This window comes from Microtetraspora fusca, assembly GCF_001570365.1.
Taxonomy (GTDB): domain Bacteria; phylum Actinomycetota; class Actinomycetes; order Streptosporangiales; family Streptosporangiaceae; genus Microtetraspora; species Microtetraspora fusca.
In genome coordinates, this window is sequence record NZ_BBYK01000057.1 from 87,991 (window position 1) to 108,981 (window position 20,991).

Here is a 20,991-nt window from a genome sequence, read left to right on the forward strand (position 1 = left end):
ATGGCCGAGTTGCGCTCCTTCATCTTCATCGACCAGCTCCAGCCGCAGACCATGTGCTACCTCGGCACCTGGATGCGCGGCGCGCTGCCCCGGCTCAACCAGGCGGCGCAGATCATCGAGATCGCTCCGGGCCTGGACATCGAGCCGCTCACCGATGTGGCGCTCAAGCACGCGGACGTGAAGGCGGGCGTGCTGGTCGTCGAGCGGCAGTTCGGTTACCTGGAGTTCCACGGCCAGATCGGCGAGGTCCGGGCGGCGGCCGGAGCGGTGCTCGACGCGCTCGGCGCGACCGTCGCCGACGCGGTCGCCCCGCGCATCCTCGCCTCCGAGATCGTGTCGAGCCTGGACGGGCAGCACGCCTTCCTGATCAACCGGAACCGGGTCGGCTCGCTGGCCCTGCCCGGCGAGTCGCTGTTCGTCCTGGAGTGCCAGCCCGCCTCGTACGCCATCCTCGCCGTCAACGAGGCGGAGAAGGCCGCCGAGGTGAAGGTCGTCGACTACCGCATGATGGGCGCGACCGGCCGCGTGTACCTGTCGGGTCGTGAGTCCGACGTACGGCAGGCCGCGGACGCGGCGCGGCAGGCCCTCGGCGACCGCATGGCCGTACCGGGAGGCCGGGCATGACCGCGCGCCTTCGACGTACCCGGGCGGCCGGGCGCGACCGCGCGCGGGTTTCCGGCCGCGTCCCCGAGCGAACGAGCGGGGAGGTGACATGAACCAGCCGGACGAGCTGCGCCTGCTGGTGCGGGAGGTCCTGCGCGAGCTCCTGCCCGCGGTGCTCCCCGCGCTCGCGGCCCAGCCGGCGGGCGGCGGCCGGTCGGCCGCGCCGTCCCCGGGGCCGGTGGTCGAGCCGGTCGCGGCCGGGCCGGATGGCGACCTCACCGCCTTCGTCCTGCGCGTCCTCGACCTCGCCGCCGACCCGGCGCGCGCCGCGGACATCCGGGCCGGGCGGCTCAGGTTCCGCCTCACCCCGCCCGAGAGCGCCCCGCCCGGGAGCGCCCCCGAGAACACGTCGGCCGATGCCCACGCAGCGCCGGAGGCCGCTCCGCCCGCGACGGGCGTCCCGGCCGGGTCCACGAGCGCCGGGGCCGCACCCGAGGCGGTCCACCGGCGGGAGAAGGGCGCGGTCACCGAGCGGCACGTCGCGGCAGCGGCGGCGGCCGGAGCGCGCCTGGTCCTCGGGCCCAGGGCCGTGCTCACCCCGCTCGCGCGGGAGCGGGTACGCGCCACCGGCCTCGTCGTCGAACGGGAGGGCTGATGCTGCGCGGCACCGTCACGGCCAGCGTGTGGGCCACCAAGCGGATCGACGGCATCCCGGGCGGCGCCTTCCTGGAGGTCGAGCTCGACGGAGGGGGCCGGATGGTCGCCTTCGACGTGCTCGGCACCGGGATGGGCGAGCGGGTCCTGGTCGTCCAGGGCTCCGTGGCCGCCTCCTGGTTCACCGCGAGACAGGTTCCCCCGCCGATCGACGCCCTGATCATCGGCTCCATCGACGACCCCCAATGAGCACCCCCGCAGGCAACCTCAGCCAGCCCGGCCAGAAGGAGAAGACGAAATGGCGAACAACGCGATCGGCCTGATCGAGACCAAGGGCTACGTGGCGGCGCTCGCCGCGGCGGACGCCATGGTCAAGGCGGCCAACGTGACCATCGTGGGCCGAGAGCAGGTCGGCTCCGGGCTCGTGGCCGTCACCGTGATCGGCGACGTCGGCGCGGTCAAGGCGGCGACGGAGGCGGGCGCCGAGACCGCCTCCAACGTCGGCGAGCTCGTCTCGGTCCACGTCATCCCGCGCCCGCACGCCGACCTGACGCGCGCCTTCAACGTCTCGTCCGGTGAGTAGCGCTCCCGCCTCCCGCCCCCGTGCGCGCGCCGCCAAGGCGGCGCCCGCCGCGGACCCCACCCCGGCCCCCGCGTCCGCTCCGCCGTCGTCCTCCGAGGGCCGGCGCACGGCGGAGCTGCGGGTGTACCTGCTGGTGGAGAACCTGCGGCGGCAGTTCACGGCGGCGATGGCGGCGCCCACGAGAGCCCGCGGCTATCCGCCGTACGAGGGACAGCACGCGCTCATCGTCGAGGTCGCTCCGGGCCTGGCCATCGAGCGGGTCATCGACCTCGCGCTGCGCGCGGTGCCGTCCGTCGAGCCCGGCATCCTCTTCGTCGAGCGCCAGTTCGGCGTGCTGGAGGTGCACGGCTCGTCGCTCGACGACGTACGGCGGGCCGGGCAGGCCATCCTCGACGGCATCGGTGCGTCGGCGGGCGACCAGCTCCGGCCGCGCATCCTCTACACCGACGTCATCGAGGGGGTCACCGACCAGCACGCGGTGCTCATCAACCGCAACCGGCAGGCCTCGATGGTCCTGCCGGGGGAGACGCTGCTGGTCTGCGAGATGACCCCGGCGCTGTTCGCGACGGTCGCGGCCAACGAGGCCGAGGCCGCCGCGCCCGACATCACGCTCGTCGACGTCCAGATGATCGGCTCGGCCGGCCGGCTGTACATCAGCGGCCGACCCGCGTCGGTGCGGGCGGCCCGCGACGCCATCGTCCGGGTCCTGGAGTCGGTCGAGGGCCGGGACCACTAGACGGGACCGCTGGACGGGACCGCTGGACGGGACCGCTGGCGCGGTGACCGGAGGTCGCCGGGGCCCGCTTCGGTGTGGCCCCCGCACGCTCCGAGCCCCGAACCGGTTTATCCGGTCACCGCACCAGGAGATGTTCCCCGGATCTCCGCCGATGTGCCGCGTCGTCCCGGCGACGGCGCGGCCGAAGGGGGCGGAGTCCGCGCGGCCGTAAGCGTGCCCGCAGGAAAACGCCGGTCCGCAACAGCCCTGTCTCATTTCCCGGCAGCCATTGATTTTCCGGACACGATCCAGGAGCGTCCCCCGAAAAGCGCAGGGGCGCGGCCTGGCAGCGGGCCGTGCCCGCGACCCCCACCCGTAGGAGCCACACGAGCCATAGGAGATCCAATGCAGGTCCATGACCTGTCCGGGGGAGACGACGTCCTCGCCCGAATAGAGAGGGTCGCCCACGCCGCCCTCCGGCGGTACGACGTCTCCCCTGACGCCGGCGTGACGCTCCTCAACGTCTCGGAGAACGCCACCTTCCTGGTGGACGACTCCGGCTCCCGCACGGTTCTGCGCGTCCACCGGCTCGGCTACCACTCGCCGGAGGCGATCGCCTCCGAGCTCGACTGGCTGGCCGCGCTGCGCGCCGACGCGGGGATACGGACGCCCACGGTGGTGCCCGCCCGCGACGGCTCGCGGGTCGTCACGGTGGACGATCCCGGAGCCCAACCGCGTCGCTGCGTGATGTTCGAGTACCTGCCCGGGACGGAGCCGGCCGAGGACCGGCTGGTCGAGTCCTTCGAACCCCTCGGGGCGATCACGGCCCGGATGCACCGGCACGCCCGGGGCTGGGCGCGGCCCGCAGTTTTCACCCGCTTCCACTGGGACACCGACGCGGCGTTCGGCCCGGAGCCGCGCTGGGGCCGGTGGCAGGACGGCGTGGGCGTCGATCGCGAGGTCCACGAGGTGCTCTCCCGGCTGGAGAAGGAGTTGTGCGACCGGCTGGCGCGATTCGGCAGGGGACCGGAGCGCTACGGCCTGATCCACGCGGACCTGCGGCTGGCGAACCTGCTGGTCGACGCCGCGGACGGGACGAGCGTCATCGACTTCGACGACTGCGGCCTCGGTTGGTACCTGTACGACCTCGGCGCGGCGGTCAGCTTCATCGAGCACTACCCCCAGGTCCCCGAGATGATCGACTCCTGGGTCCGGGGCTACCGGAGCGTCCTCGACCTGCCGACGGCGGACGAGGACGAGATCTGGACGTTCATCATGCTCCGCCGCCTGCTCCTCGTGGCCTGGATCGGCTCCCACTCGGCCGCCGACGTCGCGGTGGAACTGGGCGCCGGATACACCCACGGCAGCTGCGAGCTGGCCGAGCGGTACCTCAGCGGATCACTCTGATACGGATCACTCTCGAGGAGTGCGTGTGTTCACTTCAGTGGCGGGTCGGTCGGTCGTCGTCACCGGCGGAAGCAAGGGCATCGGCAAGGGCATCGCGCGCGTCTTCGCCAGGGCGGGCGCCAGGGTTCTCATCGTGGGCAGGGACGAGGACGGGCTGAAGGCGGCGGCCGAGGAGCTGGGCGCGACCTATGTCGTCGCGGACGTCTCCCGCGCCGCCGACTGCGCGCGGATCGCGGAGGCCGCGGTCGAACGGCACGGCGGCGTGGACGTGCTCTGCGCCAACGCCGGGATCTTCCCGGACCGGAAGCTGGCCGACATGACCGAGGCCGACATCGACGAGGTCCTCGGCGTCAACCTCAAGGGCACCATGCTGTCCGTACGGGCGTGCCTGCCCGCGCTCGAGGCGTCCGGGCGCGGCCGGGTGATCCTCACCTCCTCGATCACCGGTCCGTTCACCGGGCTGCCGGGCTGGTCGCACTACGGCGCGAGCAAGGCGGCCCAGCTCGGCTTCATGCGTACGGCGGCGCTGGAGCTCGCGCCCAAGCGGGTCACGGTCAACGCGGTGCTGCCCGGCAACATCATGACCGAGGGGCTGGCCGACCTCGGCGATGAGTACCTGCGCGCCATGGAGTCCTCCATCCCGCTGCGCAGGCTCGGCTCGGTCGAGGACATCGGCAACGCCTGCCTCTTCCTCGCCACCGACGAGGCGGCCTTCATCACCGGCCACTCCCTGGTCGTGGACGGCGGTCAGGTGCTTCCGGAATCGAAGGACGCACTGGACGTATTGTGATCTAATCGGATGGACCCATGCTCCGTCATGGTTCTTGGCCATGGTGTGGGAGGTGCATGAGGTGTCCCGCGAGGGTGACGGCGAGTCCGCGGTCGACGCGACTCGGCGGGAGGTCCTGCGGCTGATCTCGACCGGCGAGCTGCAGCCCGGTCAGCGACTCGGGGCCGAGCGGGAGATCGCGGCCCGGATGGGCGTCAGCCGTACCACCCTGCGCCAGGCGCTCGGCCTGCTCGAACAGGCGGGCGCGGTGCGCAGGGTGCCCGGCAGGGGCGGCGGCACCTTCGTCAGCGGCAGCAAGGTCGAGCGCGACCTGTCGAGCGTCGTCGGCGTGCCCGACCTGCTGCGCGAGCAGGGCTTCACCGCGGGCTCCCGGGTGGTGCGCGCCACCATTGCGGGCGCGGACGAGCCGACGGCGGCGGCGCTCGGGATCCAGCCCGGCGATCTCGTCACCGAGATCGTCCGCATCCGGTTCGCCGACGGCGTCCCCCTCTCGCTGGAGCAGGCGCGCTTCCCCGCGCTGCGCTTCCCCGGGCTGCTGGAGCAGCCGCTCGGCGGCTCGGTCTACGAGCTGCTCGCCGCGCAGTACGGCGTGCGTCCGGCCGCCGCACTCGAACGCATCGAGGCGGTGTCGGCGGGCGAGGAGGAGGCGGCCGTCCTCGGTGTGGAGCCGGGCGTTCCGGTGCTGGCCATCAGCCGCACCACCTCCGACGAGCGGGGCGTGCCGTTCGAGTTCTCCCAGGACATCTTCCGAGGCGACCGGACCCGCATCCTCGTCCATGTGAGCGGCGCGACCGGCACCACCCACTCCGCCCGCGAGCAGGGGCGGCTGGTCCACTTCCCGGACGGCCGGCCCAAGGACTCGCCGGCGGACGGCGTGAAGACCGAGGGGCTGTAGGGGCCGCGTGCCGGGACGCGCCCGAGGGTAGGGGCACGGGGAGACCCCGCGTGAGAGGACCCCGCCGTGGACGCCGCCGACCCTGCCGCCGTAAGCCGGATTCCTGAGGCGCGTACCGAGGGGAGCGCCGACGAACCCCACGGGCAGGGGCCGCTGACCCGGGTCAGGGTCGCGAGCGCGCCGGTCAACTTCGGCGTGTACACGGCGGAGGGCGCGCCGATCGCCGCCGACGACATGCTGGCGATCACGCGTGCCGCCGGATACGACGGGACGGACTCCGGCCCCATCGGCTATCTCGGCACCGGGGCCGAGCTGGCCGATCGGCTCGCCCGGCACGGCCTCGGCCTGGCCGGCGGCTGGGTGGACCTCCGGTACGGCGACGCCCGCGGCTTCGCCGAGGACCTGGCCGCGCTGGAGGCGGCCCTGGCCGTGTTCGCCGGCGTCTCGGTGGACGACCCCGGGTTCGCACCACGGCCGACGCTCGCCTGCCCGCCGAACCCGGCGCGGTTCGCCCGGCCCGGCGCGCCGGTCGATCGGGAACTCCGGCTCGCCCCGGACGAGTGGCCGGGATTCGCCGCGCGGGTGCGCGAGGCCGCCGCGCGGTGCCGCGACCGGGGCCTCGAACCCGTCTTCCACCCCCACCTCGGCACCGACGTGGAGACCGAGGAGGAGGTCGAGCGGCTGCTCGACCTCACCGGCGTGTCCCTCTGCCTCGACACCGGGCACCTGTGGCTCGCGGGCGGCGACCCGGTCGCCGCGGTCGGACGCTGGGCCGATCGGATCCGGCAGGTCCACGTCAAGGACGCCTCCCGCGACACGCTCGCCCGTGTCCGCGCCGCGGGCGGCGACCTGGGGGAGGCCGTCCGCCGGGGCGTCTTCCCGCCGCTCGGCGCGGGCGACCTCGACGTCGGGGCCGTGCTACGCGCGCTGGAGCGGGCCGGTTACGAGGGGTGGGTGGTCGTCGAGCAGGACGTCCCGGCCACCGGGCGGGATCCGGAGATCGTGGCCGCCGACCAGGTGGCCAACCGGGAGTGGTTGGCCCGGGCGGGACTGGTCGGCGGCCACGCGCCTACCGCTTCACCGGTGCCGCGAGGGCATGGGTGACGGAGGCGAGTTCGTGCCAGCGGGCGGACAGGACGTCCGCCGCGCCGGGGACCAGGGCGGAGCCGGAGTCGAGCAGGTCCGCCCACAGCGACCGGCCGACGACGAAGCCGCTCGCGCCGGAGGCGCACGCGACGGCCACCTGGCGGACGACCGCCCCGAAGTCCTGCCCGCCGGACAGGATCGTCCACGGGAGCGATCCCGCCGCGGTGTTCAGGTCGTCGCAGGCCGCGCGCGCGGCGGCGTGCCCGGCGACGGCGTCCACCCCGGCGGGGAAGGCGAGCTTGAGGAAGTCGGGCGCGCGGCGCGCCACCTCCGCCACGACGTCGAGCTGACGGCGGCGCAGCGACTCGGCCGGCTCCTCCCGGTCGCGCGGCATCACCAGGACCTCGGCCATGACGGCGAGGCCCACCGCGTGGAAGGCCGCGATCACCCGTTCGAGCAGCGCGAACCGGTCGGCCGACCCGGCGTCGTCCAGGTCCTCCACCCACATGAGCTTGATCGCGTCCGCTCCGGCCGCCGCCACGGTCGCGGCGTCCCTCCCGTCCGCGAGCAGGCGCTCCGCGGGCACGGGCGCGGTGGGCGCGGTCTGCCGCTCCAGCCCGACGATCAGGCCGGACGGCGTGACGACGTCGCGGGACAGGCAGGCGGGCGCGCCGTACTCGACGTCGACGAGCACCGACGACGGAAGGCCGCGCAGCGCGGCGACGATGTCCGCCTTGGGGCGGGCCAGACCCGCCGCGTCCGGGACCGGCGCGACCGGCCAGGCGTCGGGGCCGTGGTCGACGGCGAGTGACAGCATCCGGCCGGACGGGTCGAGGACCCGCTGTACGGCGAGGCGGCGCCGCCCGGCGTCCGGCAGCCCGGGGACGCGCGGCGCGACGGGGGCGCGGCGCGGGCCGACCGACGGCGTGCCGTACGGCTGGTCCGCGCTCCAGCGGCGCTCGGGGCGGGCGGAGAGCGCGCGGGCGGCCGCCGCGCACAGGCCGAGGAACCCGTCCGGGTCCCAGGCCGCCCGGCCGACGAAGAGGCCGTCCACCTCGGCGCTGCGGGCCAGCTCGTCCACGTTGCCGGGGTTGACGCTGCCGCCGTAGAGGATCACCGGGTCGGCCTGGCCGAGATCCTTCAGCACCGCGCGCACCGCCGCGTGGACCGGCTCGACCTCGGGCAGCGTCGCCGCCCGCGAGCCCTCGCCGATCGCCCAGACCGGCTCGTACGCCACCAGGACCCGGTCACGCTCCTCCGGGCGGACCCGGGCGAAGGCGGCGCGGACCTGCCCGGTCACGTGCTCGAGCGCCCGGCCCTCGTCGCGGATCACCTGGCTTTCGCCGACGCACAGCACGACCCGCATGCCGTGCTCCAGGGCCGCGGCCACCTTGGCCGCGACCAGGTCGTCGGTCTCGTGGTGGTCGCGGCGGCGCTCGGCGTGGCCGATCTCGACCAGCGCGGCGCCCGTCTCCGCGATCATCGCGGCGCTCACGTCGCCGGTGTGCGCGCCGTCGGGCCAGGGCGAGGTGTCCTGCGCGCCGACCAGGACCGGCGAGCCGCGCAGCGCCCCGGCGACCCGGTTCAGGTGCGGGTACGGCGGGATCACGAAGAGCCGCAGCGGCCCGTGGTGGCCCGGCCATCCCGCGGCGAGGGCGGCGGCGAACCGCTCGGCCTCCGCCACGGACTTGGTCATCTTCCAGCTCGTGCCGATCCAGAACTCTCTGCCGGACATGCCTGTTCTCTTCCTCATCCCCACGTTGTCCTCGCGCCGTCCACGATCAACCGGAACCGTTCGTACGCGTCGTCCATCCGCCGCCGGCCCGCTTCCTCGGGCTCGTATGTCGAAAGGTCACGCACGGTGGCCGCGACCGCCTCGGGCAGGTCGGCGTACACGCCGGCGCCGACGCCCGCGACCATGGCCGCGCCCAGCGCGCCGACCTCCCGGGCCGACGTCGTGGTCACCGGCAGTCCGAGCCCGTCGGCGAACATCTGCAGCCAGGTCGCGCTGCGGGTCGCCCCGCCGCTGATCCGGGCCGTGTCCACGGTGAAGTGCGACCGCAGCGCGTCGGCGTGCCAGCGGTGGTTGTGCACCACGCCCTCGTACAGCGCGCGCACCAGGTGGCCGCGGGTGTGCCAGCCGCGCAGGCCGACGAATCCGGCGCTGGCCGCCGCTCCCTCGGGCGAACCGTACAGGAAGGGCAGGTAGGTGACCTCGGACGGGCCGTCGAGGACGGCGTCCACCTCGTGCGACAGCCGGGTGAAGACCTCGTCCGCCTGCCCGGCCTCGCGCAGCTCGGCCCCGCACAGCGACTGGACGAACCATTCGAGGTTCGTCGCCGAGGCGGGGGAGAGCGCCATGTTCAGCCAGCGGCCCGGCTCGACGAAGCTGCGGCAGTACCACGACCGGCTGGGCGCGGGCGCGTCGCTGACCACCTGGTTGATGCTGTAGGACCCGGCGACCACCGACAGCGTGCCCGGCCGGTGGACCCCGGTGGCGAGCGCGCACGCGTCCACGTCGTGCAGGCCCGACACCACCGGCGTCCCCGCCCGCAGGCCGGTGCGGCGGGCGGCCTCGGTGGTCACCGCGCCGGCCACCTCGTGGCTGTTCACGATCGGCGGCAGCAGGTGCCGCCACCGGCCCAGGCCGTACGCGTCCACGACGGCGTCGGACCAGGTCTGGGTGTGCGGGTCGGTGAACGACTGGCTGGCCTCGGTGGGGTCGGTGCTCACCGCGCCGGTGAGCCACGCCTTCAGCAGGTCCTTGCAGCCGACGACGGCGGCGGTGCGCGCGACGACGTCGGGCTCGTGCTCGGCGAGCCAGGCGAGGACGGTGGCCGGGCTGGGCGCCCACGGCCGCTGCCCGCTGGCGGCGAAGGCGCGTTCGGCGGTGCCGTCCCGCTCCCAGCGGTCGAGCAGCGGCTGGGCCCTGCTGTCCAGCGAAAGCACGCCGGGCCGGGTCGGGACGCCGTCCGCGTCGACGAGGTAGAGGCCGTCGCCGTGCCCGGTCAGCCCGACGGCGACGATCTCCTCGGGCGGGACCCGCGTGGCGATCTCGCCGAGCACGGTGTCGAACGCGGAGCGCAGGGCGGTGAGGTCCCGCTCGACGTGGCGCGGGGCGGGGGTCTCGGCGCGCAGCCGGGCCGAGGCGCGCGCGACCTCGGCGCCGGACCGGTCGAACACGACGGCCTTCAGGACGGTGGTGCCGGCGTCGATCCCCAGCAGGAGAGGGGATCCCGGGCGGTGGCCGGACACGTGTCAGCCGATCTCGCTGAGGCGGTGGATGTAGGTGCGGTATCCGGCGATGTCCCGCTCGACCCGCTCCGCGTCCCAGCCGCAGTGCTCGGCCAGTACGGCGCCGATCCGCTCCAGCGCCGGGACGCCCAGGTCGGGTTCGAGGCCGATCATGGTACGGCGGGCGACGACGTCGGCGATCGTGGTGGCGAACTCCTCGCGCACCGCGAAGACGACCTGCGCCGCGATGGTGCCGGTCGCCTCGTCCACGACCTCGGCCAGGCGCGGGTCGGCGGCGGCGAGCGCGGCGACGTCGGCCGCCCGCGTGCCGTACACGCGGACCAGGCGCGCGGCGCTCGCGGCGGGCAGGCCGGACGACGCGGTGAACTCGCGCGCGAACGCGTCGAGGTCGAGAGCGCGGGCCCCGGGCAGCCGCATCCGGGCGGTGGCGCTGCGCCGCCGCGTCCAGCGGCGCGACAGGCGCGGCGGGCGGGGGCTCCGGCGGGCCATGATCTCGTCCACGGCCTCCTCGGCGAGCCCGCGGAACGTGGTGAGCTTGCCGCCGATCACGGAGATCAGGCCGATGACGTCGGGGGCGTGGTCCACGAGCAGGTGCCGCCGCGAGATGTCGCCCTCCGGCTTGTCCGCGTCGTACGGCAGGGGCCGCACCCCGCAGTAGCTGTAGCGGACGTCGGCGGGGGTGAGCCGGGCGGAGGGAATGATCCGGTTGGTCTCCTCCAGGATGTAGGCGAGCTCCTCCTCGTCGCTGCGCGCGCTGTCGAGGTCGCCGTCGAAGCGCAGGTCGGTGCTGCCGATGAGATAGCGGCCGAGCCACGGGATGACCATCAGCGGCCGGCCGTCGCGGTGCGCCTCATAGTAGAACGCCTGGTCGGGCGCGCCGGGGAACGGGTCGACGACGTAGTGGCTGCCCTTGGTGCCGCCCATGCGGCGGACGCCCGCGCGCTCGCCGAGCGCGGCGGCCAGCGTCTGGTCCACCCAGGGGCCGGAGGCGTTCACGACGACGGGGGCGGCGATCTCGTGGCGCTCGCCGGTCAGCCGGTCGGTGAAGCCGACCCCGCGCACCCGGTCGCCGGAGAGCAGGATCTCGTCCACCTGGGCGTAGGTCAGTACGGTGGCGCCCTCGGCGGTCGCGGCGATGGCGGTCTCCAGGACCATGCGCTCGGCGAACTCGACCTGTGCGTCGTAGTAGGCGGCGCCACCCTGCAGGCCTTCCGGGCTGAGGCCGGGGCACAGCCGCAGCAGTTGCTCCTTGGAGTAGACCCGGTGGTGGTCCACCGTCTTGTCGAAGCTGAGCACGTCGTAGGCGACCATGCCGAGCCGCAGGATGGCCTTGCCATGCGCGTTGCCCCGGTAGAACGGGAGGACGAACCGCAGCGGCTTGACCAGGTGCGGGGCGGCCTGCAGCAGCCACTCGCGCTCGCGCAGGGACTCCCGGACCAGCCGGACGTCCTTCTGCTCCAGGTACTTGAGCCCGCCGTGTACCATCCGGCTCGACCAGGACGAGGTGCCGGAGCCGACGTCCCCCTTGTCCAGCAGGGCCACCCGCAGGCCGCGCGCCGCCGCGTCCCAGGCGATGCCGACGCCGTTGACACCCGCGCCGATGACGACGAGGTCGACGCCGCGGGCGAGCCGGCCGAGCGCCTCGGCGCGGCGCCGCCGCAGCGCCTCCGGCGTGCCTGCGGTGTCCCGGGTCAGCCCGTCCGGTGCGGACGGGTACGCGGACGAGGGCGCTGCGGACGTGGTCGGGTCCGGCTGGTTCATATCTCGTGTCACCTTGGTCGGTCGGTTCGACATGGCCTTCGACATGGCCGGGGCCCCCGCGGAGCGGGGCTGCGGTCGTACGTCCGGCGGGGCCGCGCGGCGAGGGGCGCCCAGATGTCCGCGCCCCGCCTTCAGGACGTTACATCACATCTTTCGTGTGACATCCAGCAGTATCAGATGTGAAAAATATACCTGTCAACGTCTTGTTACGGTGAAATTAACCATCTAACGTGTCCCATCAAGCAGCGATGCTGTTAGATCTACGTCAACCTCGCCACATCGGAGTCAGCGTGAACGGTTCGCTCGAGTGCCGGGATCTCACGAAAAGCTTCGGAGGTCTCCCCATTCTGCGCGGCGTGAGCCTGCGGCTGGAGCCCGGCACGGTCACCGTGCTGGCCGGTGAGAACGGCGCGGGCAAGTCCACGCTCTTGAAGATCATTTCCGGTCAGCTCCGCCCGGACACCGGAGAGGTCCTCTCCGGCGGCGAGCCGCTCGCCCCGGGCGACGTACACGCCGCGCGCGGGGCCGGCATCGGCATCGTCCCGCAGGAGCTCGCGCCGATCCCCGACCTGTCCATCTACGAGAACCTTTTCGTGGGCAGGGAGAAGCGCACCAGGACCGGCCTGCTCGACCGGCGCGGCATGATCAAGGCCGCCCGCGAGATGCTCACCGTCTTCGGCATCGACCTCGACCCGCGCACCCCGATGCGCCGGCTGTCGGTCGGCATGACCCAGCTCGTCGAGATCGTCAAGAACACGTCGTGGGGCGCGCGGGTCGTGCTCCTCGACGAGCCCACCTCCGCGATCTCCGACCGCGAGGTCGACCGGCTCTTCACCCTGATCGACCAGCTCCGCGGGCGTGGCGTGGCCATCGTCTACACCACGCACAAGATGGCGGAGATCCAGGCGGTCGCCGACCGTGTCGTGGTCCTGCGCGACGGCAAGCTCGTCGCCGACGAGCCGCTGTCGGCCCTCTCGGAGCACGACATCGTCCAGCACATGATCGGCAGGGAGCTGTCGGAGCTCTTCCCGGCCCGGCCGGAGCCCGGGGCGGAGGTCGCCCTCCGCGTGGCCGGCGTCCGGCGCGAGGGAGCACCGCCGGTGGACCTGGAGGTGCGCGCGGGGGAGATCGTCGGGCTCGCCGGCCTGATCGGCGCCGGCCGCACCGAGCTGCTCGAGACCCTCTTCGGCGTACGCGGCCGCACCGACGGCGAGATCGAGGTCGCCGGACGGCGGCTGCGGCCGGGCCGGGTGACCGACGCGATCGCCGCCGGCATGGCGCTCGTACCCGAGGACCGCAAGGGCGCGGGGCTGGTCCTGTCCATGGACGTGCTCGACAACGGCTCGCTGCCCCACCTCAAGGCGTTCTCCGTCGCCGGATGGCTCCGCCCCAAGGCGCGGACCGCGGCCGTCGGCGAGTGGGGACGGACACTGGGGCTGCGCAGCCGGGGGCTCTCCCAGGAGGTGCAGACCCTCTCGGGCGGCAACCAGCAGAAGGTGGTCCTCGGCCGCTGGCTTTCCGGCGACGTCAAGGTCCTCCTGCTGGACGAGCCCACCCGCGGCGTCGACATCGGCGCGCGGAGCGAGATCTACCGCGCGATCACCCGGCTCGCCGAGTCCGGCCTCGCCGTGCTGATGGCGTCATCCGACATGGCCGAGGTCATCGGGCTGTCCCACCGGCTCCTGGTCATGCGCGGCGGCGGGGTCGTCGCCGAGCTGGACCGCCGCGCCATGGACGCGCCGGACGTGCAGGAACGGATCTTCCGGCACGCCGCGGGCCTCAACGTCGCTTAAGAACCACTGATCCAAGGAACCCACCGTGAACGTAGCCGCGCCCAGCACCGCTGGGAAGAATTCGCCCGCACAGCCGCCGGAACGGCGCGGTCCCGCCCTCGGCCGCGCCGGCGAGGCCGTACGGGAGTGGGCGATCCGCAATCCCATGGTCCTCGTCATGGTCCTGGTGATCCTCTACTTCCTGTACATGAGCGACCGCTTCGGCACGGTGGGCAACCTCCAGACCATCGCGATCGCCGCGGCGCCGTTCGCGCTCATCGCCCTGGGCCAGACGCTGGTGATCCTCACCGGCGGCATCGACCTGAGCGTGGGCAGCGTCATCGCCGCCAGCGCCATGACGGCGGCCCTGGTCGTGAAGGACCACCCCGAGCGGATGTGGCTGGCCGTCCTCGCCGCCGTCCTGGTCGGCGTGGCCGTCGGCGCGGTCAGCGGTTTCGCCGTCTCCCGGCTCGGGGTGCCGCCGTTCGTGGCCACCCTGGGCATGATGACGGTCGCCTCGGGGCTCGCGTACGTGCTCGGCAACGGCGCCCCCATCAACGGCCTGCCGCCGGGCTACTCGGCGATCGCCAACACCAAGGTCTTCGGCATCGACCTGCCGGTCATCGTCATGATCCTCGGCTTCGCGATCATGATCGTGCTGATGTCGCGCACGACCTACGGCCTGCGCGTCTACGCGGTGGGCGGCAACCCGCTCGCGTCCCGGATCGCCGGCCTCAACGTGAACCGGACCCTGTTCAGCGTCTACGTGATCAGCGGCGGACTCGCCGGGCTCTCGGGAGTGATCCTCTCGTCCCGGGTCATCTCCGCGTTCCCCAGCCTCGGCGCGGGCTACGAGCTCGACGCCATCGCCGCCGTCGTCATCGGCGGGGCCAGCCTCATGGGCGGCCGCGGCACCGTCTGGGGCACCATCCTCGGCCTGTTCCTGATCCAGACCCTGAACAACGGCCTGGACCTGCTCATCGTCCCGTCCTACTGGCAGAAGGTGATCAAGGGCGTGCTCATCATCGCCGCCGTCGCCCTCGACGTCTGGGTCGTCCGGCGCCGATCGCGCTGACCCCGGACCGCGCCGCGGGACCCCGGCGACAGGTCATCACCCAACCCCTCCTCGGGCGGTCCGCCGCCCGCACTCCTCAGCAAGGGAAGTACGCACATGTTCAAGAAGATCCGGGCCGCCGCGGCGATCAGCGCGGTGCTGGCCCTCGGCGCCGCCGGCTGCGGCGCCGGCGACTCCGGCTCCGGGGGCGGGAGCGGCAAGGTCAGGATCGGCGTCACCGTCTACGACATGACCTCCTTCATCACCCAGGGCAAGGAGGGCATGGAGGCCTACGCCAAGGCCCGCGACGTGAACCTCACCTGGCTGAACGCCGGAGGGGACGTCAACACCCAGGCCAGCCAGATGGAGCAGCTCATCAACGCCGGCGTGGACGCGATCGTGATCGCCCCGGTGCAGGCCGACTCCCTCAGCCCGCAGATCGCCCAGGCCACGGCGAAGAACATCCCCGTCATCGCGGTCAACACGTCGCTGAAGGACACCGGCGCGCTGGCCGCCACCGTGCTCCCCGACGACGTCGCGGCGGGCGCGCAGGAGATGCAGCAGATGGCCGACAAGCTCGGCGGCAAGGGCAACATCGTCATCCTGCAGGGCCCGCTCGCCTCCTCGCCGGAGCTCGACCGGACCAAGGGCATCATGCAGACCCTGGCGAAGTACCCCGACATCAAGGTGCTCGCCAAGGACACCGCCAACTGGAACCGCGACGAGGCCGTCAACAAGACCAAGAACTGGCTGTCCAGCTTCGGCGACCAGCTCAACGGGATCGTGGCCGAGAACGACGACATGGCGCTGGGCGCCCTGCGCGCGCTCAAGGAGGCCGGCAAGTCCCTGCCCGTCGTCGGCATCGACGGCATCCAGGACGGCCTGCAGGCCGTCAAGAGCGGCGAGCTGATCGGCTCCTCCCTCCAGCACGGCCGGGTCGAGATGGGCGCCGGTCTCGCGGTGGCCCTCCGGGTGGTCAAGAAGGAGAGCTTCGAGAAGACCAACACGTACGTGATGCCGGCCATCACGCCGGAGAACGTCGACAAGCTCCTCGACCACGTGGTCACGGGCAAGGACGCCTTCCTGGCCAAGCTTCCCGATCTTGTTGACAAGAACCTGCAAAGCGGCAACATCGCGAACGAGGAATGACCGGGTGAGCGGGGCGGTCACCGCCGCCCCGCGCACCGTCGTACGCACGGGACCGGCGCGGTCCCGGCCATGGAGCGGATGCGAGGTTCGGTTCAGTGGGGAACAACACGGAGTCCCTGGACGGCACGGGTTACGGACGGCCCAGCCGGCAGCAGGCGAGGTGGGACCGGATCGCGGAGTACGTGATGCAGCACGGCTCCGTCCGCATCGAGGAGCTCAGCGAGCAGCTCGGCGTCAGCGTCATGACGATCCATCGCGACCTGAGCGAGCTGGAGAGCAAGGGGCTGCTGCGCAAGACGCGCGGCCAGGCCACCGCGGTCGCGACCAGCCTGGTCGAGGCGAGCACGGTGTACCGGGGGTCGCGCAACCGCGACAGCAAGCGCGCCCTGTCGGCCGCCGCGCTCGAGATGATCGAGCCCGGTGAGGCGGTCGTGCTCGACGACTCGACCACGATCGTGCCGCTCGCGGAGCGGCTCGTCGAGCGCGCTCCCCTGACGGTGATCACGCCGTCGTTGCACCTGATCAAGATGATGACCCGGCAGCCCGGAATCACGCTGCTGGCGCTGGGCGGCCAGTACTACGAGTGGGCCGACGCGTTCCTGGGCCGCGTCACCGTGGCGGCGGCCAGGGAGCTGCGCGCCGACGTGTGCGTCATGTCCACCGCCGCGATCGTCGGAGACGTCTGCTACCACCAGATGGAGGAGATCGTCACGGTGAAGCAGGCGCTCCTGGAGTGCGCCGAGCGCAAGATCCTGCTGGCCGACCATACGAAGTTCTCCCGGCGCGCCCTGCACGCGCTCATGCCGCTGGCCAGCTTCGACGTCGTCATCGTGGACGAGCAGACCCCGGCCGCCGAGGTGGAGCGGCTCCGCGGCAAGGGGATCAACGTGGTCGTCGCGCCGCCCGTTCCCTAGACGGCGCCGACCGCAGACCCGCCGGCCCAGCGGCCGGCCTACCGACTGGAGGATGTGATGACGCGCCTGTACAACGACCCCCGCGCGTTCGCCGACGAGATGCTCGCGGGCTTCGCCGACGCCCACTCCCGCTATGTGACGCGGGTCCCCGGAGGCGTGGTGCGGGCCGCGGAGACGCCGGCGGGCAAGGTCGCGGTGGTCGTCGGCGGCGGCTCCGGGCACTACCCCGCGTTCTGCGGGGTGGTGGGCGCCGGCTTCGCCGACGGCGCGGTGGTGGGGCACGTCTTCACCTCGCCCTCCACCCAGGACGCGGTCTCGGTCGGCCGGGCGGCCGCCTCCGACGCCGGGCTCCTGTTCATCACCGGCAACTACGCCGGCGACGTCATGAACTTCACCCTCGCCCGCGACCGGCTGGCGGCCGAGGGGGTGGACGCGCGGGTGCTGTTCGTCACCGACGACATCGCCAGCGCGCCCGCCGACGAGGCCGGGAAGCGGCGCGGCATCGCCGGCGACTTCGTCGTCTTCAAGGTCGCGGGCGCCGCGGCCGAGGAGGGCTACTCCCTCGACGAGGTCGAGCGCGTCGCGCGGCACGCCAACGACCGCACCCGCACGCTCGGCGTCGCCTTCGGCGGCTGCACCCTGCCCGGCGATCCGGCGCCGCTGTTCTCGGTCCCCGCCGGGCGGATGGGCGTCGGCCTGGGCATCCACGGCGAGCCGGGCATCTCGGAGGATGAGCTGCCGAGCGCGCGCGACCTCGCCCGGCGGCTGGTGGACGGCGTGCTCGCCGAGGTCCCGGCCGACGGCGAGCGACGCCTCGGCGTGATCCTCAACGGCCTCGGCACGACCAAGCACGAGGAACTGTTCATCGTCTGGCGTTCGGTGGCGGAGCTGCTGGCCGAGCGCGGGTTCACCGTGGTCGAGCCCGAGGTCGGCGAGCTGGTGACCAGTCTCGACATGGCGGGCTGCTCGCTCACCGTCGTCCCGCTCGACGACGAGCTCGAACGGCTGTGGCGGGCTCCGGCCGACACGCCCGCGTACCGGAAGGGCGCGGTGGCCGCCGCGCCGACCGGTGTCCGCCGCCGTGCCGAGCAGGCGTCCGGCGCGCGGCAGGAGGCCGAGAGGACCGGGTCGGCCGCGTCGCGTGCCTGCGCGGCGACGGCGGTCCGCGCGCTCGGCGCGATGAGCGAGCGGCTGCGGGAGGCCGAGGCCGAGCTGGGCCGGATCGACGCCGTCGCGGGCGACGGCGACCACGGCCGGGGGATGGTCAACGGCGTGAGCGCGGCGCTGGAGGGCGCCACCATGGCCGCGGGCCGGGGCGCGGGAGCCGGGTCGGTCCTCGCCGCCGCGGGCGACGCCTGGGCCGCGAAGGCCGGGGGCACGTCCGGCGTCCTGTGGGGGGCGATCCTGCGCGCGATCGGCGACGAGCTGGGCGACCAGGGCGACGAGGTCCCGGCCGCCCGGGGGGTGGCGGCGGTCCGCGCCGGGGTGGCCGAGCTGCGCCGCCTCGGCAAGGTCGAGGTCGGCGACAAGACGATGCTCGACGCGCTCGCGCCCTTCGCCGAGGAACTTGAGGCGGGCGTCGCGTCCGGCCGGACGCTGGCGGACGCCTGGGCCGAGGCCGCCGGGGCCGCCGGGCGCGCGGCCGAGGCGACGGCGGCGCTGCGACCCAGGGTCGGCCGGGCGCGGCCGCTCGCCGAGAAGAGCGTCGGGACGCCCGACGCCGGGGCCCTGTCGATGGCGATGTGCCTCGACGTCGTGGCCCGCGAACTCGCCGCCGAGTGATTCCTACTCCAAGGCGCGAAGAAGTGCGAAATGTACGAAGAGGTGGGGGAATGACCGACAAACTGCGCATCGTCGTGGGCTGCGACGATGCCGGGCTCGACTACAAGGAGGTCCTCAAGGCCGACCTGCGGGCGGACGACCGCGTCAGCGAGGTCATCGACGTCGGGGTCGGCGCCGGGCAGCACACGGCGTACCCGCACGTGGCGGTCGCCGCCGCGCGGCTCGTCGCCGCGGGCGAGGCCGACCGCGCCCTGCTGGTCTGCGGCACCGGGCTCGGCGTGGCGATCAGCGCCAACAAGGTGCCCGGCATCCGGGCCGTCACCGCGCACGACAGCTTCTCCGTCGAGCGCGCCGTGCTCAGCAACAACGCGCAGGTCCTGTGCTTCGGCCAGCGGGTCATCGGCCTGGAGCTCGCCCGGCGGCTGGCCAGGGAGTGGCTGGGCTACCGGTTCGACGACAGGTCGCCCTCGGCCTCCAAGGTCGAGGCGCTCAGCTCGTACGAGGCGGGTGGGGCCGCGGCCGAGGACGAGGCGCTCGCGGTCTCCTGCTCCGACCCCCGGGCCGAGTAGCCCCGGCCGCACCCGACGATCAAGGAGAACGCATGAGCACGCTCGACCTTTCCTTCGGCCTGGACGGCAAGGTGGCCCTGGTCACCGGCGGAGCCTCCGGGATCGGCTCGGCCGTCGCCGACGCATTCGCCGCCAAGGGCGCGCACGTCGCGGTGCTGGACCGCGACGCGGACGCGGCCGAGGCCAAGGCCGCCGCCCTCGGCCCGGACAGTTCGGCGACGGCCTGCGATGTGTCCGACGCCGCCGCCGTCGAGAGCGCGGTCCGCGCCGTGATCGACCGCCACGGCCGGGTGGACGTCCTGGTCAACAGCGCCGGCGTGGCCATCCTCGCCCCCGCCGAGGAGCTGACCGAGTCCATGTGGGACACGACGATGAACGTCAACCTCAAGGGGACGTTCCTGGTGTCCCAGGCGGTGGGCCGGCACATGCTGGAGCGGGGCCGCGGAAAGATCATCAACCTCGCCTCGCAGGCCGCCACCGTCGCGCTCGACGCCCACGCCGCGTACTGCGCCTCGAAGTTCGGCGTCGTCGGGCTGTCCAAGGTCCTCGCCTCGGAGTGGGCCGGGCGCGGCGTGACGGTCAACACCATCTCGCCGACCGTCGTGCTCACCGACCTCGGGCGCAAGGCGTGGGCGGGGGAGAAGGGCGACGCGCTCAAGGCGCTGATCCCCACCGGGCGCTTCGCCTACCCGGAGGAGATCGCGGCCACCGCCGTGTTCCTCGCCTCCGACGCGTCCGACATGATCAACGGCGCCGACATCCTCGTGGACGGCGGCTACACGATCCGCTGACGGGAGCCGCTCTCACCGAGGCACGGTGCCCCCCGAAGCGGGGCACCGCCCGGACGATCACGAATCGGTGACCGCTTCCCTCGAAGCCCGACATGTCGCGCTCCGGCGCGGCAGGGTGGAGCCACCGCATGGACGAGGAGGGGATCGGTGGCTCTGGCTCGGATGACGCGGCTGCCCGCGTCGGCGGCCCTGCCGTACGCGCTGCGACGGGACACGGACGGCGCGGCGGCGCGGGAGGCGGCCCTCGCGGCCTTCCTCGCCTCGCGCACCCGCACCACGGTGGGACGGGTCCTGGAGAAGGCCGCCCGGGTGGCGACGCACGGGCGGCCGGCCGCCGCGCTCAAGGGCGTGGCGGCGACCGACTGGTTCCGCCTCGACGCCAAGGACGACGTCACCGAGAAGTGGTACCCGCAGGGCCTGTCCGGCGGCTCCGACGCCGGGCTGAGCAGCCCGTCCGCCTTCGCGATCAGCTGGTACTGGAAGCCCGAGCCCTCGGCGGAGCCGCAGCGGGGCATCCGGGTCAGCTTCCTCAACGTCGCCACCCTGCGGTACGTCCACGTGCTGCTGGTGGAGCCGGACGGCGCCGGGGAGCCCGTCCCGATCAACGTCCACGCGGGCGGGCTCGTCTGGTACAAGAACCTGCTCTACGTGCCCGACACCACCGGAGGGCTGCGGGTGTTCGACCTGCGCAACCTGTGCGAGGGCGGGCTGTTCGACTATCCCTACACGCTGCCCCAGTCGGACGTGTGGTCCTGCGACCGGGCGCTGGGCGCGCGGTTCTCGTTCGCGTCCCTCGACCGCAGCGCCGACCCCGCCCTGCTCGTGTCGGGCGAGTACCTGACCTCGGGCACGGGGCGGGTCGTGCGCTGGGCGCTCGCCGCCGACGGCTCCCTCGCCGCCGACGAGAAGGGGAAGGCCGTGCCCGTGGACGCCTACACCGGGCCGGGTCCGAAGATCCAGGGCGCGGCCTCCTACAAGGGGCGCTGGTACTTCAGCCAGTCCGGTGTCGCGGGCGCGAACGACCGGCTGCTCACCACCGCTCCGGGTGAGGCGGTGCGGGAGCGGATGTACCCCAAGGGCCCCGAGGACCTCACGGTGTGGCGGGGGAAGAGCACGATCTGGACGATCGCCGAGAAGCCCGGCGGCCGGGTCATCGTCGGCGTCCCCCTCTGACGGGTCCCGGGCCGGGCCGCGGCTCCGGCGTATGGTGG

20 protein-coding genes are annotated in these 20,991 nt (G+C 73.4%); 17 read left to right on the top strand and 3 right to left on the bottom strand.

The features are described 5' to 3' along the window. The 9 genes from AWQ68_RS26125 (at position 1) to AWQ68_RS26165 (ending at position 6,751) form a co-directional block, all read left to right on the top strand. Entirely contained in the window at positions 1–624 is a 624-nt protein-coding gene (locus AWQ68_RS26125) for a BMC domain-containing protein (RefSeq protein ID WP_066944677.1), read from the top strand. Between the two features lie 88 nt (positions 625–712). Beyond that, positions 713–1,258, top strand: a complete 546-nt coding sequence (locus tag AWQ68_RS26130; protein ID WP_066944679.1) for a hypothetical protein — start codon at positions 713–715, stop codon at positions 1,256–1,258. Beyond that, positions 1,258–1,506, top strand: coding sequence for a EutN/CcmL family microcompartment protein (locus tag AWQ68_RS26135; RefSeq protein WP_066944681.1), 249 nt, complete (start codon positions 1,258–1,260; stop codon positions 1,504–1,506). The genes AWQ68_RS26130 and AWQ68_RS26135 overlap by 1 nt, the downstream gene beginning before the upstream one ends. Positions 1,507–1,555: 49 nt before the next feature. Further along, positions 1,556–1,840, top strand: coding sequence for a BMC domain-containing protein (locus tag AWQ68_RS26140; RefSeq protein ID WP_066944683.1), 285 nt, complete (start codon positions 1,556–1,558; stop codon positions 1,838–1,840). After that, positions 1,833–2,576 (top strand): hypothetical protein, encoded by a 744-nt coding sequence (locus tag AWQ68_RS26145; protein ID WP_245656092.1) that lies wholly within the window; start codon positions 1,833–1,835, stop codon positions 2,574–2,576. Before AWQ68_RS26140 ends, AWQ68_RS26145 begins: the two co-directional genes overlap by 8 nt. A gap of 384 nt (positions 2,577–2,960) precedes the next feature. Further along, positions 2,961–3,962 carry a phosphotransferase enzyme family protein gene (locus AWQ68_RS26150; protein ID WP_066944685.1) on the top strand — a complete coding sequence of 334 codons (1,002 nt, stop codon included), beginning with the start codon at positions 2,961–2,963 and terminating at the stop codon, positions 3,960–3,962. Positions 3,963–3,987: 25 nt separating this feature from the next. Then, entirely contained in the window at positions 3,988–4,752 is a 765-nt protein-coding gene (gene fabG, locus AWQ68_RS26155) for a 3-oxoacyl-ACP reductase FabG (RefSeq protein ID WP_066944687.1), read from the top strand. 61 nt (positions 4,753–4,813) lie between these two features. Beyond that, positions 4,814–5,647: a GntR family transcriptional regulator gene (locus AWQ68_RS26160; RefSeq protein ID WP_218007036.1), complete on the top strand. Its 834-nt coding sequence runs from the start codon at positions 4,814–4,816 to the stop codon at positions 5,645–5,647. 66 nt (positions 5,648–5,713) lie between these two features. After that, on the top strand, positions 5,714–6,751 hold the full coding sequence (locus AWQ68_RS26165; RefSeq protein ID WP_245656093.1) for a sugar phosphate isomerase/epimerase family protein: 1,038 nt from the start codon (positions 5,714–5,716) through the stop codon (positions 6,749–6,751). Here the strand turns inward: AWQ68_RS26165 and tpiA are convergent. The 3 genes from tpiA to AWQ68_RS26180 are packed head-to-tail and all read right to left on the bottom strand — an operon-like array spanning position 6,717 to position 11,749. Next, the gene (gene tpiA / locus AWQ68_RS26170; RefSeq protein WP_157545723.1) at positions 6,717–8,486 is read right to left on the bottom strand and encodes a triose-phosphate isomerase; all 1,770 of its coding nucleotides are present in this window, start codon (positions 8,484–8,486) and stop codon (positions 6,717–6,719) included. The two genes, AWQ68_RS26165 and tpiA, sit on opposite strands and share 35 nt — an antisense overlap. Continuing rightward, positions 8,483–9,988, bottom strand: coding sequence for an FGGY-family carbohydrate kinase (locus AWQ68_RS26175; protein ID WP_066944693.1), 1,506 nt, complete (start codon positions 9,986–9,988; stop codon positions 8,483–8,485). Before AWQ68_RS26175 ends, tpiA begins: the two co-directional genes overlap by 4 nt. Before the next feature lie 3 nt (positions 9,989–9,991). Beyond that, on the bottom strand, positions 9,992–11,749 hold the full coding sequence (locus AWQ68_RS26180) for a glycerol-3-phosphate dehydrogenase/oxidase (RefSeq protein WP_084464413.1): 1,758 nt from the start codon (positions 11,747–11,749) through the stop codon (positions 9,992–9,994). A 356-nt stretch (positions 11,750–12,105) separates the two neighbouring features. On the opposite strand from AWQ68_RS26180, the gene AWQ68_RS26185 reads away from it, so the two are divergent. The 8 genes from AWQ68_RS26185 to AWQ68_RS26220 all read left to right on the top strand — a co-directional run bounded on the left by AWQ68_RS26185 (position 12,106) and on the right by AWQ68_RS26220 (position 20,953). Continuing rightward, the gene (locus AWQ68_RS26185; protein ID WP_218007037.1) at positions 12,106–13,542 is read left to right on the top strand and encodes a sugar ABC transporter ATP-binding protein; all 1,437 of its coding nucleotides are present in this window, start codon (positions 12,106–12,108) and stop codon (positions 13,540–13,542) included. 25 nt (positions 13,543–13,567) lie between these two features. After that, positions 13,568–14,596, top strand: a complete 1,029-nt coding sequence (locus AWQ68_RS26190; RefSeq protein WP_066944697.1) for an ABC transporter permease — start codon at positions 13,568–13,570, stop codon at positions 14,594–14,596. A gap of 96 nt (positions 14,597–14,692) precedes the next feature. Then, positions 14,693–15,724 (top strand): substrate-binding domain-containing protein, encoded by a 1,032-nt coding sequence (locus AWQ68_RS26195; RefSeq protein ID WP_066944699.1) that lies wholly within the window; start codon positions 14,693–14,695, stop codon positions 15,722–15,724. Between the two features lie 95 nt (positions 15,725–15,819). After that, a complete protein-coding gene (locus AWQ68_RS26200) occupies positions 15,820–16,638 on the top strand; it encodes a DeoR/GlpR family DNA-binding transcription regulator (RefSeq protein WP_066944700.1) in 819 nt (272 codons plus the stop codon). Between the two features lie 57 nt (positions 16,639–16,695). Further along, complete coding sequence (locus AWQ68_RS26205) at positions 16,696–18,420, top strand: dihydroxyacetone kinase family protein (RefSeq protein WP_066944702.1); 1,725 nt, start codon at positions 16,696–16,698, stop codon at positions 18,418–18,420. A gap of 50 nt (positions 18,421–18,470) precedes the next feature. Continuing rightward, the gene (locus AWQ68_RS26210; RefSeq protein ID WP_066944704.1) at positions 18,471–18,989 is read left to right on the top strand and encodes a ribose-5-phosphate isomerase; all 519 of its coding nucleotides are present in this window, start codon (positions 18,471–18,473) and stop codon (positions 18,987–18,989) included. Positions 18,990–19,021: 32 nt separating this feature from the next. After that, complete coding sequence (locus tag AWQ68_RS26215; protein WP_066944706.1) at positions 19,022–19,780, top strand: SDR family oxidoreductase; 759 nt, start codon at positions 19,022–19,024, stop codon at positions 19,778–19,780. 147 nt (positions 19,781–19,927) lie between these two features. Next, positions 19,928–20,953 carry a hypothetical protein gene (locus AWQ68_RS26220; protein WP_157545725.1) on the top strand — a complete coding sequence of 342 codons (1,026 nt, stop codon included), beginning with the start codon at positions 19,928–19,930 and terminating at the stop codon, positions 20,951–20,953. The last annotated feature ends 38 nt before the right edge of the window (positions 20,954–20,991 follow it).